Origin of the sequence: Enterococcus sp. BWR-S5, from assembly GCF_016745255.1 — a bacterium.
Taxonomy (GTDB): Bacteria; Bacillota; Bacilli; order Lactobacillales; family Enterococcaceae; genus Enterococcus_L.
The window spans coordinates 40,976-56,741 of the sequence record NZ_JADOEQ010000008.1 but is presented as its reverse complement, the minus strand read 5'-3'; the positions used below and the strand labels follow the sequence as shown (position 1 = coordinate 56,741).

Sequence of the window (15,766 nt, the reverse complement as noted above, 5' to 3'; positions counted from 1 at the left end):
GTTGACAACGAAACCGTTTGCGTTTATTGTTAAAGCATAAAATGAATATGAATGAAAAAGGAGTTTATTATTATGAAACATTTAAAGCGATTATTCACCATCGCCCCTTGGAAGCTGACAACCACTGTTCTTGATAAAGAAAATTTAAGACTACAGGAATCTCTTACCAGTATCGGAAACGGCTATATGGGGATGCGTGGAAATTTCGAAGAGCACTATTCCGGTGACCATCATCAAGGAACTTATCTTGCCGGCATCTGGTACCCCGACAAAACGCGTGTCGGCTGGTGGAAAAATGGGTATCCTGACTATTTTGGCAAGGTAATCAATGCGGTGAACTTCCTATCAATGGAGCTTTTTGTTAACGATGTTCCTGTTGATCTTGCAGTCATTGAGCCTGAAAATTTCTATTTGGAATTGGATATGAAAAACGGTGTACTGACAAGAGAATTTACCATTCAAATTGATCACAACAAAATCCGCTTCCGCTTTGAACGTTTTCTTAGCCTGAATACAAAAGAGCTGGCAATTATCAAGCTGGACGCAGAGCTTCTCGAAGGAAATGCTGACCTGCGTATCGTTTCAAAATTGGATAACCAAGTCCATAACGAAGATAGCAATTATGAAGAAATGTTTTGGGAATCACGTCGTGCTTCTACCGCAGCTGAAGAAGACAGCTATTTGACAGTTCGCACAATTCCTAATGATTTTGGCATTGAACAATTCACTGTGACGAGTATGATGGCTCACGAATTGTCTACTCCCGCTAAAAAAGAAAAAATAGTGTCTGATTTAAGTATCGAGGAAAATTATTCCTTTACACTCTCTCTTGGAGAAAAGCTTTCCTTTGTCAAACGCGTTGTTGTTGTCACCAGTCGCGACATCGAAGAGGCAGAGCAGGTTGAAAAGAGCAGGCAACTGTTGAACAAAGCTGTTGAAGTGTCTTACGAAGAAGCAAAAGAGCAGCAAACAGAAGCTTGGGCTGAGCGTTGGGCACTAGCCGATGTAATAATTGAAGGTGACGATGAAGCACAACAAGGTATCCGCTTTAACCTTTTCCAATTGTTCGCCACTTACTATGGGGAGGATGAACGATTGAATATCGGTCCTAAAGGCTTTACCGGCGAAAAATACGGCGGAGCGACCTATTGGGATACGGAAGCTTATGCAGTCCCGCTTTATCTAGCCTTGGCAAAGCCTGAGGTTACAAAGAATTTGTTAATGTATCGCTACAATCAGTTACCGCAAGCCAAACACAATGCGCAGCAGCAAGGCTTGGCAGGCGCTCTCTATCCGATGGTAACCTTCACCGGCGTAGAGTGCCACAATGAATGGGAAATCACCTTTGAAGAAATTCATAGAAACGGCGCAATTCCCTACGCAATCTACAATTACACCAACTATACCGGTGACACAGCATACTTAAAAACGAATGGTTTGGAGGTTCTGACTGAGGTTGCCCGCTTTTGGGCAGACCGGGTTCATTTCTCAGAAAGAGCCGGAAAATATATGATTCACGGAGTCACAGGACCAAATGAATACGAAAATAATATCAATAACAACTGGTACACGAATACAATAGCCGCTTGGGTACTTCGCTATACCAGTGAAAGCTACAAAAAATACGCGACAGAAGCCAGTGTAAGTATCTCTGAAGACGAGCTGAATCAATGGCAGGAAATCATCGATGCGATGTACTATCCTACCGATGAAGAGCTCGGGGTATTTGTTCAGCATGACACCTTCCTTGATAAGGACCTCAAACCTGTTTCAGCATTAGATCCTAAGGAGCTGCCGCTCAATCAAAACTGGTCATGGGATAAAATTCTTCGCTCTTGTTTTATTAAACAGGCAGATGTTCTACAAGGAATCTACTTTTTCGGGGAAGATTACAGCTTGGAAGAAAAACAACGAAACTTTGATTTCTACGAACCGATGACTGTTCATGAATCTTCACTTTCTCCAAGTATCCATGCTGTCTTGGCTGCAGAACTAGGTATGGAGGAAAAAGCTGTAGAAATGTATCAACGAACAGCTCGCTTAGATTTGGATAACTATAATAACGATACAGATGACGGTCTGCATATCACCTCAATGACAGGCAGCTGGTTGGCTATTGTCCAAGGCTTTGCACAAATGAAAACAGCAAATGAGCGCTTAAGCTTCGCACCGTTTCTTCCATCTGGTTGGAGCAGATACGCTTTCCGTATTAATTATCGCGGTCGTCTGCTTTCTGTTGAAGTAGACCACCAAGTAACAATCACTCTGCTTCAAGGAGAGCCTTTGTCGCTAGCTGTTTTTGAGGAAGAACAGCTGTTGGAGGAAAAGCTTATTCTTCCATTAAGTGCTAAAAAAATCATTGCTTAAGCCATCGTCAACTACTTCAACACTTGAGAAAACAACACTTTAACCAAGTCGGAGAATCAGCAGTTTCTACTCTTCATTAACATTTTTTACTGTGCATTCTTCGACTTTGGTTGTTCATTTTAAAGGAGGAAAACAACATGTTTCAAGGAGTACTATTTGATTTAGATGGAGTCATTACAGACACAGCAGAGTATCATTACAAAGCTTGGAAAAAACTGGCGGAAGAACTAGGAATCACCATCGATAGAGCGTTCAACGAACAGCTTAAAGGCGTCAGCAGAGAGGATTCTTTACGATTAATCTTAGCTCACGGACAGCAGGAAAATGACCATTCCGAAAACGAATTTGCGGCACTGGCTCAGAGAAAAAATGACAACTATGTAGAGATGATTCAGCAAGTCTCTCCAAAGGACGTTTTTCCCGGTATCCTAAGTCTGCTAAAAGAGCTGAAAGGTCATGGCATAAAAACAGCTTTAGCCTCTGCAAGTAAGAACGGACCTGCCCTACTTGAAAAAATGGCACTAGCTGACTATTTCGATACAATCGTTGATCCGTCTTCCCTAAAAGCAGGTAAGCCTGCACCGGACATCTTTTTGGCAGCTGCCAATCAGTTAAGCCTTCCAATCGAAAAATGCATTGGAATTGAGGATGCCCAAGCCGGTATCATCGCAATCAAAGCAAGCGGTGCTCTTCCAGTGGGGGTTGGAGAAGCAGAGGATTTAGGGACCGACATTCCATTAGTTTCCACTACCGCGGTTTTAACACTCTCTTATTTAGAAGAGCTATGGAGTCGGAAAAATGACTATCACTATTCATAAACGCTACCATGACAAGCTGGATTTAATCACATTGACAAACGGTTCACTGAAAGCAACCTTCTTAAATTTCGGCGCACGACTTTATCAACTGTTTACACCCGATCAATCAGGAAACGTTGAAAATATTCTCCTTTCTCTCGATGATAAATTAGCGATTTTGAATGACCAAGCCTTCTTCGGTGCCTTTGTCGGTCCTGTTGCCGGGCGAATCAAACATGCCAACTGGCAAAATATTCATCTGGAAAAAAATAATGGCTGTCATCATATTCATGGAGGTTCTAATGGCTGGGCCTTTCAATATTGGGATTATGAGACCTATCAAACTGAAAACTCTGTTGGTATCAGCTTTACCTTGTTTGACACCTTTTCCGGATATCCGGGACCTATCACAGCTATTGTAAACTACGAGCTGACGGAAGATTCATTGCTCATGAAGTCCATCTATCAGACAGAAAAGACAACGTTGATTAATCCAACCAACCATGCGTACTTCAATCTTTCAGGCAACAGTAAATCAGATATCACCACCCATACATTGCAAATTGCTGCTGCTGAGAGGATAGTCACTGATAAAGAAAATATTCCAACAGGCGCTCGTACAGCAGTCAGTGGAACACCCTATGACTTTACAAAGGAAAAACAAATCGCCAGTGCCTTAACTGACCTTCCCACAGGTATTGATGATTCTTTTATCTTAAATGCTGACAGCTCTGCACCTCAACTGCTGCTATCTGATTCTGTCAGTGGCAGAAGAATGGCAATTACAACCAACCGCCAAAGTGTCGTCGTGTTTACAGCAACCGGCTTCAACGATGCGTTTCTTGTTAATGGTCAGCCGATGCGCAGCAACTTGGGGATTGCCTTGGAAACACAGGAACTTCCTGATATCGTTCACCATCCAGAATGGGGATCAATAGAATTTACGCCAGAAACAAAAAAAGAACATTGGACAAGATTTACATTTTCAACAGAAGATAGTTAAAGGTCAGATAATAAAGCAATAACAGAAGTTATCAGTTACTTGCTAGAAGGAGCAGCCTTGTCATTCCTATGACCAGCTGCTCCTTTTAGTTCGCCCGTCGCAACCAAGCCATATTTTCGAAATCTCTTTGTCTTTCTTGTACACTGAAAGGGAAGGAGGCATCAACATGACAATAAAACGAATATTTTTATTCCTCGGCTGTGTAATCGGGGTTGAGTTAACGGGGAGTCTTTCAGGGTTTCTAACAGGCGATATCAGTGGCAAATATGCAGACATGGTTAAGCCTCCACTTGCTCCGCCGGGAAGTTTAGTCGGTATGGTGTGGATTGTTCTCTATTTTCTTATGGGCGTTAGTCTATTTCTCTTACTGACAGCGGAGCAGCAAAAGAAGGAAAAGCAAAAAGCGGTAGGCCTTTTCTTTATCCAGCTAGTAATCAATTTTATTTGGAGCTTAATCTTTTTTGGTGGAGAATACATGTGGCTGGGTGTCATTGTCTGTCTTGTACTTGATGGCTTTGTACTCCTATCTATCGTCGTTTTCCATCGCATTCGACCTTGGGCTGCCTACTTGTTTATCCCTTATCTGATTTGGATTAGCTTTGCCACGTATTTATCGATTGGCTTAGCATTGCTGAACTAACAGTCGACAATTCAGTAAAGAGCCGAATGTTTGAAGATATTTCTACTCAGGCGTAAACTTGAAATAGAAATAAGAAAACTGGAGGGATTGACCATGTCAGAAACAATCGACAAAATTACTAAATTAGCAAACGAAGCTAAAAAAGAAGTAGAGCGTTTAGAGGATCGTCGTCAAGAGCAGCTGGGAAACTCCATCAACTACATTGAAAATGAAATCCAAATCCAACGCCTGTATGCAAAAGTAGAAGCATTGGAAGAAGCACTTGATACCATCAGACAATAGAAAAAAGGGAGCTGTGTGATTCATGCGAATCACACAGCTCCCTTTAAAAACGAATAAATAATAGGTTCTAAACAGCTCCCTCAATCTCAAGCTGTTCACGATTCACTACCCTACTTTTCCTGCTGCTCACAGGAGTCATTAGAACCATATTCCTCCAACACCTCTCTCAACTGCTTTTCTGAAAATCTAGCAAAGGTTGATGAGACAACGCTCAGTGTACTACTACGTTTGTTCAAAAATATGTTGTTTTTCCACATTCCATAAGCATCTAAAAAATTATCCTCTACCTTAAAATTGATATATGAGGTCTTTCGCGGCAGCTTGACCGCTGTGATTGTCATATCATGAGCATGGTAAACAACAAGATCATCCAGCTTCATATAAACCAATTTATCCCATGGAATAAGGATTGTTTTTTTCTTATTATGGAAGGTCGAGTAATAATAATGAACACCTTCAGAATCCAGCAGCAAAACGAGCGGCTTTTTTAGAAGCCTGATACCACTAATGAACACTATGCATACACTGCAAAAGAGCAACAGCAAACCAAACAGAACAAAGAATATTCGTGCTAGCATACTGTTATACGCCGTTTCAAATTGCTGCGAAACCGCCAGCATTCCATACGCAAATAACAGAAGCACAATACCAAAAAGAAAAAAGGGGATCGCCTTCCAGCGACTCACCCGAAATTCAACTATTTTTTCCATCCAACAACCTCCAACTATTTTTATCTCCTTATTAGATTTTCTACTATATTTTTTTATTTTTCAAGGAAAACTTTGCCGTATCCATAAAATGAGTCAATTAAAAGACATCCGCGATATAGTCTGCGGCAGAAATCGGTTGGTTCAGTTTACCGTGCGCCAACAGCCAATCAGCCAGCAGTTGAAAATCTCTTGCTGAATAATTCTGTTGTGGTTCAAATAAAAAATGCGCCATTTCATGTGCTGCTTCTTCTGTGTATTCGGCAATTTCTATACAGGTCCTGACTTTTTCTTCCGGGGATAACTGATTGAAATCAGCCGCCGCGGCTTCCAGCGCCAAGTGATAGTTTTTCACCAGCTCTTGATTTTCTAAATAGAATGCTTTATCAAAGCACCACATGACCATTGTCTTATCACTTTGCCTGGAATCCCAGAGTACCTCAACAGGCAGCTCCTTCATCGTCTGATAAATAAAGGGTTCAATAGCAACCAACGCATCGATTTCTTTTTTCCTCAATGCGTCGATTCGGTCAAAGGTATTATCAATCCAACTGATTTTCGGCGTATCAAACTTCCCCATTAAATCGTTATCCAAGAAAAATGGAAATAGTCCTTTCGTCGCTGCACCGACACGGATTCCCTTTTTCTCAGCTGCTTTGGGGTAACCGACTAGCTTAATTGTTCGGGTTAGAGTAGAAGTGACAATTGCTTCTTTCCCCTGATTCAGATAATCGAAGAAGAAGGTCAAATCCCCCATCACAGCATCCACATTATTTCCGGTAAAGCTTTTGTTCGAATGAAATTGAAAGGTTTCGGAAAGCTCCAGATCAACAGGCACCTGATAGCGTTCAAAATAGCCCAAACGATCAGCCAGAATCACCGGTAAAACTAACGGATTTACTTTATTTTGATATAATCGAATCATTGTCATCCTCTCTCTCCTAACAATCGGATAATAAATATCAGGCTCATCCAGCCATGAAAATGGTAAATCAGCAACAACGGTCTCGGTCCGTATTCCCGCCCCATTTCCGGATAAACCTCTTGAATGTGATAATAATCCTTGTACCACTTAACATAGCCTTGGCGATAAAAAATGAAGCAGCCAATTAAATATTGCCACCATGGAATGACTTGCAGAAGTAACAATCCTGTCCAAGCAAGCACCATCGCTACCGCTTCCGGAATCAGCAATAAAATGGCGTTACGGAAACCTATTACATGCGGGAGTGTAACACGAACCCCCATATCCTTTTTATAATCCCCAATGTTGTTGGTTGACATTAAAAAGATAGTAAAAATCATGGCGATGAAGCTATAGCAGACAAGCGCCCAGCTATTGTAGCCAGTCTGTACGTAAGCAGATAAGTAACAGCTCAAGCCACCGACAAAGAAGCCGGAAACCAGTTCCGTAACAGGATATAGCAAGTAAGGCTTTGGACCCAAAGAATACGTCACTGCCGCCACAACAGATAAGCAGCCCCAGAAAAACAACCAGAAGCTTTTAGTCAGCCAGACCAGCAGCAGACCGCTGCCTCCTCCGATAGCCAGCATCAACAGCAGAATCAGAACCGCATCGATGAAACGGGCATCGCCACGAACCAAGCCTTCGCTCCCCTTGTGACCTGTAAAGGTCTCTTCATTTTCTTCATTTGCCAGATACGCCCTCATCTCATTCGCCGTATTTGCGATGATATTAAAACAGAAGCCGGCAATCGTAAATAAAAGCAGTTCAACCACTTTGACATTTCCAGTCAGGCAAGCTCCGAATAAGCCGCCGCTTAACACTGGCAGACCGGTTGCAAAACCAGTGCGAATCTCCATCACTGAATAGCTGCGCTTGGCAAAGCCTCTTAAGTAAGTGAATGTTTCCTGTATCATCCTTTAACACCTCCGGCCAATCCATTATAAATATATTTTTGCAATACAAGATAAAATAACAGCATCGGTAGAATACTAATCACAATCAGCGCACAGATAACCTGCCAATTGGTCTGATTGGGACCAATAAATCGATACAAAGAAGTAGCCACCGTTCCGTGCTTCTCCCCCGGAAGGTACAGGAACGGCAAGTAAAAATCATTATAGATACTAATCATTTTCAACATACTTACAGTTGCCGTTGCAGGAGAAAGCAAAGGAAAGAGTATCTTCCAATACACTTGAAAAAAACTCGCTCCTTCTAAAATTGCGGCCTTATCTAGTTCTCGAGGAATCTTCTCGTACATCTGCAAATAGATAAAAATCATCACAACGTCAGCGCCTAAATAAATGATAATCGGTGCAATCAGCTTATCGTACCAGCCTAACGCAACGATAATTTTGAAGGTCGAAATCTGCGAGACGACCATCGGCACCATCGACAATAAAAAGTAGCCTCCTATCAACCACTTTTTAAAAGGAAACTCAAAACGATTCAAAATATACGCCGTCATTGAACCAATGAGCACACTGCCAATCACCCCAAAGAAAACCAAGATAAATGTGTTAATAAATCCTGAAGCAATTTTTCCTTGCTGAAACGCCTGCTGATAATTTGAAAAATCCAACTGCTTAGGAAAAGCAAGACCTGCACTGGCGTTAAATTCTTCATAGCTTTTAAACGAACCAAATAGAACAATGAGCAAAGGATACAGGCAAATAAACAACCATAAAAATAAAAGAATGTATTTTGAAAAAGTACCAATTGCTCGCCTCATCCCTTTTCCTCCTGTTGAAATTTTTGCTGAATACTACTAAGTAAAATAATAATCAAGGTCATCACGACCGCCATTGCTGAGCCCAGTCCAACTAGCTTCTGGTCAAAGGCTGTTTTCATCGTTTGAAGTAAAAAAGTCATCGTTCCGTTCGAGCCATTAGTCATAATCAATGGAATCTCGAAAGCAGACACCGCACCAATTGTTAATAGAACAAAGTTCAGCTTTAATACCGTGCGAATGTTTGGCAGGATAATCCAACGCAGCTGCTGCCAGAAGCCGGCTCCTTCCAGTTCTGCCACCCGATAATAAACCGGCGGAATGCTTTGAATTGCAGAAAAATACAACAGAAAGCTCGTTCCTAAATGGCGCCACAGTGAAATGAACGCCAATGTGAAGTTGACCAGCCGAGGGTCACCAAGCCAGTAGCGGGACCACTCACCCAAATGCAAAAATTGCAGCAGCTGATCGAACGACCCATCAGGCTCAAAAAAAAGACGAAAAATCATGGAAACAGCAACACCGCTAATCATAATCGGAAAAACAAAGACTGCTTTAAAAAAGGTTTTGCCTCTTGTCTTCATTGCCAAAATTACCGCCAGCAACAATGCCAACACAATCTGCAATATGCCTGAGGCCAAGTAATAGAGATTGTTTTTGAAGGCTGCAAAGTAAGTGGGATTCTGAATGATTTTTACATAATTGGCAAAGCCGACAAAATTTTTCTCGGCAGACAGTCCGTCCCAATCTGTAAAGCTATTATAAATAAGCATGAGAATCGGCAGCAAGCCAAAAAGAATCATCAATATAACCGGAAAAAGGAGAAAGAGAAAAACAATTCTCTTCTCCTCATGTGTCAGTTTATTCCTCATGGTTCTTAGCTGCTGTTTCCCACTTAGCTTCCAGACTGTTTACATAGTCTTCATAGCTTTCGTTTTGATCGGGATACAGCCCAATATTAACAACCTTCTGCAGCGCATCCGTCAATCGTGCGACACCTGCTTCATTGGCAATAGCAGAATAAGTCGTGTCTACCTCAGCTGACGCAGCTGGTGCTGTCAAAATCACATTGTTTTCTTCAACAAGTGTTTTTTCTTCTGCATTCAGTTCAGCCTTAACCGGTGTCATACCGCCCATATCTTCTGCAAACCCGCTCTCAGGAGAGATGAAGAACTCTAAGAAAGCTTTTGCAGTTGCTTCATTTTTAGTGTTTTTGTTAATCCCAATAACCGATGGTGCTCCTAACGCCAAACTGGTTTTACCATCAAGCAGTACAGGGAAAGGCATAATCTTGATTGTATCCTTCGTTTCTGTCAAGGCTTGAATCGGTGCCACATCCTGAGAACCGCTCATCAGCATAGCAATCTTTCCATCAGCCAGCTGCTGCTGCGCCTGCTGACCTTCAAGAGTCACAGGATCAGGCTCAATCAATCCGTTAGCAGACAGCTCATAGATTAAATCCATTACCTCACGGATTGGCTGACCTTCTTCAAATGCTGTTCCTTTTTCCAAAGTGGCAGATTTAAAGTCTTCTCCGCCATAGGAAGACAATGCTCCGGCCCATACAGCTAATCGTTGATAGTTTGTATAGAACGGAATTGCTCCGGTTTTTTCCTTAATTTGCTTCGCCGCAGCAATCAGTTCGTCTGTCGAAGTCGGCAGTTCTTTGATTCCAGCTTCATCAAACACTTCCTGATTATAAATCAGCCCCAAAGAATTCAAGACTGTTGGCAGTCCGTAAACTGTTCCGTCATAGTCTGCTTCTGTCACATCGATATAGTCCTTTTCCATCGCTTCAACCGTGCCTAAAGAGTCAAAATACTTACTGTATTCATCTGGTGTACCCGCCATTGAAAATGGAATAAAAACCACATCACCATAGTCAGTCGTATTCATCCTTGTTGCGATATATTGATCGTAATCTGTACCGGAGGCTTCCCATTTGATATCTGTTACTTCCGGATATTTTTCTTTAAATGCCGTTTCGATTTTCTCATATAGCTCGTCAGCATCTACTCGGTTGGTTACAACAGTGATTTCACCGCTTACCGTTTCCTTGTTATTTTCTTTCGCCTCTTCCTTTGTGTTACACGCACCTAATACCAAGCTTACCCCTAGTATCGTTGCAGCAGATAAAAACTTCTTCATTTCATTTCCTCCATGTTCTTCGGTTATTCTATACGTAATTGTTGCTCCTTATTGTTGAAAATAAGCAGCTTATTTTGATTCACCACAAAATTTACTTCTTGTCCTACCACAATTTCTGCATGTGCTGCAGCTCTGAGTGTCAGAGTCTCTTCTTTCCATTTTATAGAAAGCAGCTGATCACTTCCCATATAGCGAACCTCACGGACTGTTCCCTTCTGATTGCTCTTATTATCAGATAACTGGATATCCTCGCTTCGTATCGCAACAATCACCTGTTTATCATCACCGGAGTAGTCAATTGAACCAAGCTTCTCCGATGCAACGATTATGGAACCATCAGCGAGAATTTCTCCGCTTAATTGATTGATTTCAGGTCGTCCGATGAAGCTTGCAGTAAACAGGTTGATTGGTGACTCATAAATGTCACGCGGTGTTCCAATTTGCTGAATTTGTCCATCCTTTAAGACAACTACTCGGTCTGCCAATGTCATCGCCTCATCCTGAGCATGGGTGACAAAAATAGTGGTTGCCTTTAGTTCATCATGAACACGACGAATCAATGCGCCTGTTTGCTCTCGTAATTTGGCATCTAAATTGGATAATGGCTCATCCAGTAAAAATAATTTAGGCTCTCTAACAATTGCTCTTGCCAAGGCGACACGTTGGCGCTGTCCGCCCGAAAGATTTTTAGGTTTTTCCTGTAAAAGTCCATCCAGTTCAAGCTGTTCTGATGCCCAGTGCAGCTTACTCTCAATTATCTGCTTTTCTTCTTTACGCACTTTCATACCAAAAGTAATATTTTCTTCGACTGTCATATGCGGAAAAAGAGCATATTCCTGAAAGACCATCGCAATATTTCGATTTTTTGGTGAAGCCTTCGTCAACTCCTCGTTATCGAGTATGAACTGTCCCGCTGTCACCTTTTCAAAGCCGGTCAGCAGATTCAATAGCGTTGATTTACCACTGCCGCTTGGTCCAACAATTGCAATAAATTCACCTTTTTCGATTGAAAGCTGAAATTCCTTCAATGCCCATTGCTTTTTGTCAGGGTATTGTTTTGAAAGTGCTTGAAGCTCTATATAGGCCAATGGCTGACTCCTTTCCTTCTCACTCGTGAAAACTCTAACAAAGCCCCTATTAGGGTACTATTACTCTACGGAAATGTCAAAATATCTTCTGCGATTCTCATAGTTAAATGAGGGCAATATGAGAAGCTTTTTCGGTTTCAATTCCCCATAAAATAAAAAGGGTACTCCGGCCCTGACTATCCAAAGGCAGTTTTGTCTTCGGGAAAGTCAGGGTTCAAGGATTACCCTTCTTTGATTAAATTAGTTGGTTTTCGGTTCACAGCTTTTGCAGCAGCATTTTCGCCTAAATTTTGACTAAGCAGCGCCACTTCTTCTTTCATAGCATCTGCTTTATTTTTATCACCAATATCTTCTGTTACTTTTATAAATAATTGCGTTTTTTCAAGTGCTTTGGGGTCCTTTGTAAGGAGATAAGTAAATAAACTATCAAAATAATAAAGATCCAGTCGATGCTTGTAGCTTTTCAAAAACCCCGGCTGTCTTTTAGCCAGCTTTACGTATTTCTTTACGATTAGCCATTCTCCCTCATATATTCGGACATGAATGAGGTTCAACAATGCGTTAAAGGCATTGTTCTTCGTGATTTCATCTCTCTGCTCTTCATCTTTGATAGGGATAGCTCTTTTTATCAAGATACTTGCCTGCTGTTCTGAAAAATAGGGAATCATATTTGCAAGCAAAATATAATCATATTGAAAATAGTAATTTTTCTTAGCCAGTACTCGATAAACCATTTCACTATCACTCGCATTAATTTCAGGAATTTCCTTCCAATAATGATGGAAATAATTTTTTATCGCCAGCTGGTTCGAATGCTCTCGTAAATTTTTAGTAGGCTTCGCAGCTAGTTTTTTGTAGTACGTAAGCAACTGTTTTTTTAGTCGTTCATGTTCCGGCTGCTCTTTACAAGCATCGAATAACTCCTTAAACTGTTGCTGTTCCAAGTCAAACTTAGCAAAGGTAAAAAATTCATGAACATTCACAGACATCTTATTTAACACGCCCTGTAAGTCATTGATTCGAACCGATCGTTCATCATTCTCAATCCTTGAATAGGTCGTTCGATCAAGATACCCTTTAGATATCTCTCTCTGCGTTTGTTTCTTATTCTTTCTAATGAATTTCAGAGTCTCTCCAATATTCATCCTACTCCTCCTATTCATCGGCGTTATAAATCAACATTCAAAAAATAACGACTAAATACACGGATAATCATCACTTCCTCCCAGTACACTGACTAGAAAAAGTAACTATTCATTTCAGTATAAAGTCAATAAATAATAACTGCCGGTACATTTTCATAAAGTAACCAACATCACCAAATCATCTGCTGTTGTACAACTGATGAAGTTTTTTCCACCTATTCCTTTATTGGTAGTCGCGAACTCCGGAATATCCCTCTGTGGAGAATCAAAAAAAGTGATAACAAAAATAACACATCAGAAATTTGATTAGCTTATTATAACAAAAAGACAAGTTGATAACAATTCTAATTAGACAATTTAATATGTTTTTTACTACGAAAACTAAAACTTTTAAACAAAATTGATAAACTATATGTAAATTATGATTTCCACCGTTTTATAAAGCGCTTTAAAAATATAAAATCAAAATGAAAAAACTATATAACTTTAAGAAGTCATTTTTCAATGCTGAAGCAAATGAACTTAAGGAAGCTGGCTATCTTCTTATACTCGTCTACCATCCAATTTTGGGTAACCAAAAAGCCTAGGACAATTGCCCTAGGCTTTCTTAAACTGAATAAACGGCGTTTCTTTTCCGTACTCTTTCAGTTATGAAGATTATTCGCTAACAGTTACTTCACCGGTAACAGATGCGCCATCTTTATCAAGTGTTGCTGAATCTTGGTATTCTTGTTTTTCAAAGGTTACATTACCTTCAACTTTTGATCCATCTAATACAAAACCATTTGCCTTAACAACGATATCTCCTTTAACAGTACCGTGAACGATGTTAAAGTTTTCAGATTCAACTGTTAATGTAGGAACTGTGATTGTGTACTCAGCGGTTACATTACGATCCGCATCTTGAGAATACAATGCTAATTTTCTGTAAATGTCGCTGCTGTCGTCGCCTTTGTCATGGAATTCACCTGCAACAGTAATATCATTTGTGAAGGTTACGTCTTTTGTTGCAGCAACAATCCAGTTACCGTCAGCAGATAAAGCTGTTTCTAAAACTGCGGGATCATCACTTACAGAAGCTGTAGATACAACATCTGCTGTGCTGCTGGCAGCAGTACTCATTTCAGTTGATGAAGAAGAAGAGCTGCTTGCTGTGTCTTTATTGTCGGCACCACAAGCGCCCAATACTAAAGTTGTTACTGCTGTTAATCCTAATAATGCCAATTTTTTTGATACCATAAAATATCTCTCCCTTTCTTTAATCGTGGAAAGTATACCATGGAAGCAAAAATTTTGACAAAGATTTGCATTTTCAAATGCTTTGTGATGAAAGCGGATTATCATGAGAAATAAAAGAGATTTTCCCGTTTCTTTCTCATAACAAACCTCCTCTTGATTAACAGACGACAGTTGAATCATTTTTCAGAAGCCAAAATAGTGGTACTTCAATTGAACGATGTTATTTTAGCTTCTCTCTTCTTTAAAAAGCTTTCTCATTTTTATATTCACAAAGAAATGAGGTATTACAAATGAAATTTTGAACTTTTTTAAGAAAGTCCCACTTCATCAACAGATTGCCCTTACTTTATTTCTTTTACCCTTTCAACCATTTTTCTCATGGTTCAACAGCCATTGTTTTCTTTCCAGCCCACCGCCATAGCCGCCTAATGAGCCATTAGATTGAATCACACGATGACAAGGAACGATAATCGCCAGCTGATTGGCACCATTGGCATTGCCAATAGCCCTTGAAGCATTCGGACGATTCAGCTTGGTTCCCAACTCTTTATAGGAAGAGGTTTCTCCAGACTCTATTTGCAGCAGCTGATTCCAGACACTCTTTTGAAAATCAGAACCAATAAGAAGAAAAGGTGTTTTGAACGTTGTCAATTCATTCGAAAAGTAACGATGCAGCTCCTCCTTTATTTGCTCGGAAATCACTGTTTTACCCGGTATAATCTGTGCATTCAGGCGATTACGAAGCCGTTCAATTTCCCGTTCCAGTCCACGACGATCAACAAACTCCAATAAATACAAATACGTATCATCTGCCACACTCATCATCGGACCCAATTCCGTATCAATCCAATCAGCATACAGAATTTTTAAGTCTTTCGATTGCAGCGGCTTTCTACCCATGATTTTCGTAAAGGCATCATGAAAACCGCTAGATGAATCATAGCCGGCATCCAGCTGTGTATCAATAATTTTTTCACCATTCTTAATTGTTTTCATTGCAATCCCCATCCTCCTTGCCCTGGCAAATTGTACGAAGGTCATCCCGTATACCTTTTTGAACTGTCTTCTTGCAGTTGCTGAGTGGATACCTAAATCCGAAAAATCCTTGTCGCTCCATCGCTTTTCCGGCTCAGCTTCTACCAGCTCCACCATTCGCTGAACGGTCTCAGGTATTGAGCGAGGATACGACAACGGTTTGCAACGCTTGCATGGTCTATATCCGGAAAGCAGTGCTTCCTCTGCCGTTTCATAAAAGGTACAATGGTCATACTTCGGTTTTCTTGCCGGACAGGTTGCATGGCAGAAAACACCTGTGGTCTTGATTCCCGCAAAGAAAATGCCATCGTATTCTGTATTTCGTTCAAGCAGCGCTTGATAATAGACCTGTTTCAATTTTTTATCAGTAATCATCTTAGTCTCTCCTGTCCTATTAAAGCAATTTTTTTCCAACAGCTTTATTTCACTTTGATTATAGCGTCTTCTGCCAATTCATGCATTCGAAAAATGAACAGCGAATTTTTTCTTTCATCGAAGAGAGCTGATAACTATCTGAAGCTATGGCAGCAGGTAATTTTTTCAAAGCTTGTTGCGGCAATCAAGAAAGAGAAGGAAGGCTATATTGCATTTGCATCAGTAATTATCTCGTTGAAAACTA

15 protein-coding genes are annotated in these 15,766 nt (G+C 40.7%); 5 read left to right on the top strand and 10 right to left on the bottom strand.

Annotation, left to right across the window (positions count from 1 at the left end; all coding sequences use genetic code 11):
• Positions 1–72: 72 nt before the first annotated feature.
• The 5 genes from IW510_RS10715 to IW510_RS10695 all read left to right on the top strand — a co-directional run bounded on the left by IW510_RS10715 (position 73) and on the right by IW510_RS10695 (position 5,089).
• Positions 73–2,367 (top strand): glycoside hydrolase family 65 protein, encoded by a 2,295-nt coding sequence (locus tag IW510_RS10715; RefSeq protein ID WP_202059446.1) that lies wholly within the window; start codon positions 73–75, stop codon positions 2,365–2,367.
• 137 nt (positions 2,368–2,504) lie between these two features.
• Positions 2,505–3,185 carry a beta-phosphoglucomutase gene (gene pgmB / locus IW510_RS10710; protein ID WP_202059444.1) on the top strand — a complete coding sequence of 227 codons (681 nt, stop codon included), beginning with the start codon at positions 2,505–2,507 and terminating at the stop codon, positions 3,183–3,185.
• Positions 3,166–4,167, top strand: coding sequence for an aldose epimerase family protein (locus tag IW510_RS10705; RefSeq protein ID WP_202059442.1), 1,002 nt, complete (start codon positions 3,166–3,168; stop codon positions 4,165–4,167). The genes pgmB and IW510_RS10705 overlap by 20 nt, the downstream gene beginning before the upstream one ends.
• Before the next feature lie 166 nt (positions 4,168–4,333).
• Positions 4,334–4,807: a TspO/MBR family protein gene (locus tag IW510_RS10700; RefSeq protein ID WP_202059440.1), complete on the top strand. Its 474-nt coding sequence runs from the start codon at positions 4,334–4,336 to the stop codon at positions 4,805–4,807.
• A 93-nt stretch (positions 4,808–4,900) separates the two neighbouring features.
• Positions 4,901–5,089 carry a hypothetical protein gene (locus IW510_RS10695; protein ID WP_202059438.1) on the top strand — a complete coding sequence of 63 codons (189 nt, stop codon included), beginning with the start codon at positions 4,901–4,903 and terminating at the stop codon, positions 5,087–5,089.
• A gap of 110 nt (positions 5,090–5,199) precedes the next feature.
• On the opposite strand, the gene IW510_RS10690 is transcribed toward IW510_RS10695, so the two are convergent.
• From IW510_RS10690 to IW510_RS10645, 10 genes are all read right to left on the bottom strand, one after another.
• Positions 5,200–5,799, bottom strand: a complete 600-nt coding sequence (locus IW510_RS10690) for a hypothetical protein (RefSeq protein WP_202059436.1) — start codon at positions 5,797–5,799, stop codon at positions 5,200–5,202.
• A 97-nt stretch (positions 5,800–5,896) separates the two neighbouring features.
• Positions 5,897–6,727, bottom strand: coding sequence for an ABC transporter substrate-binding protein (locus IW510_RS10685; RefSeq protein ID WP_202059434.1), 831 nt, complete (start codon positions 6,725–6,727; stop codon positions 5,897–5,899).
• The gene (locus tag IW510_RS10680; protein WP_202059432.1) at positions 6,724–7,677 is read right to left on the bottom strand and encodes a prenyltransferase; all 954 of its coding nucleotides are present in this window, start codon (positions 7,675–7,677) and stop codon (positions 6,724–6,726) included. The genes IW510_RS10685 and IW510_RS10680 overlap by 4 nt, the downstream gene beginning before the upstream one ends.
• On the bottom strand, positions 7,674–8,495 hold the full coding sequence (locus IW510_RS10675; RefSeq protein WP_202059430.1) for a carbohydrate ABC transporter permease: 822 nt from the start codon (positions 8,493–8,495) through the stop codon (positions 7,674–7,676). The genes IW510_RS10680 and IW510_RS10675 overlap by 4 nt, the downstream gene beginning before the upstream one ends.
• Positions 8,492–9,364, bottom strand: coding sequence for a carbohydrate ABC transporter permease (locus tag IW510_RS10670; RefSeq protein ID WP_202059428.1), 873 nt, complete (start codon positions 9,362–9,364; stop codon positions 8,492–8,494). The genes IW510_RS10675 and IW510_RS10670 overlap by 4 nt, the downstream gene beginning before the upstream one ends.
• Complete coding sequence (locus IW510_RS10665) at positions 9,354–10,640, bottom strand: ABC transporter substrate-binding protein (protein WP_202059425.1); 1,287 nt, start codon at positions 10,638–10,640, stop codon at positions 9,354–9,356. The genes IW510_RS10670 and IW510_RS10665 overlap by 11 nt, the downstream gene beginning before the upstream one ends.
• Positions 10,641–10,663: 23 nt before the next feature.
• The gene (locus tag IW510_RS10660) at positions 10,664–11,728 is read right to left on the bottom strand and encodes an ABC transporter ATP-binding protein (protein ID WP_202059423.1); all 1,065 of its coding nucleotides are present in this window, start codon (positions 11,726–11,728) and stop codon (positions 10,664–10,666) included.
• A 221-nt stretch (positions 11,729–11,949) separates the two neighbouring features.
• The gene (locus tag IW510_RS10655; RefSeq protein ID WP_202059421.1) at positions 11,950–12,873 is read right to left on the bottom strand and encodes a helix-turn-helix domain-containing protein; all 924 of its coding nucleotides are present in this window, start codon (positions 12,871–12,873) and stop codon (positions 11,950–11,952) included.
• Positions 12,874–13,530: 657 nt separating this feature from the next.
• Positions 13,531–14,112, bottom strand: coding sequence for a polymer-forming cytoskeletal protein (locus IW510_RS10650; RefSeq protein ID WP_202059419.1), 582 nt, complete (start codon positions 14,110–14,112; stop codon positions 13,531–13,533).
• A gap of 363 nt (positions 14,113–14,475) precedes the next feature.
• Positions 14,476–15,522 carry a bifunctional transcriptional activator/DNA repair enzyme AdaA gene (locus IW510_RS10645; protein ID WP_202059417.1) on the bottom strand — a complete coding sequence of 349 codons (1,047 nt, stop codon included), beginning with the start codon at positions 15,520–15,522 and terminating at the stop codon, positions 14,476–14,478.
• Between the last annotated feature and the right edge of the window lie 244 nt (positions 15,523–15,766).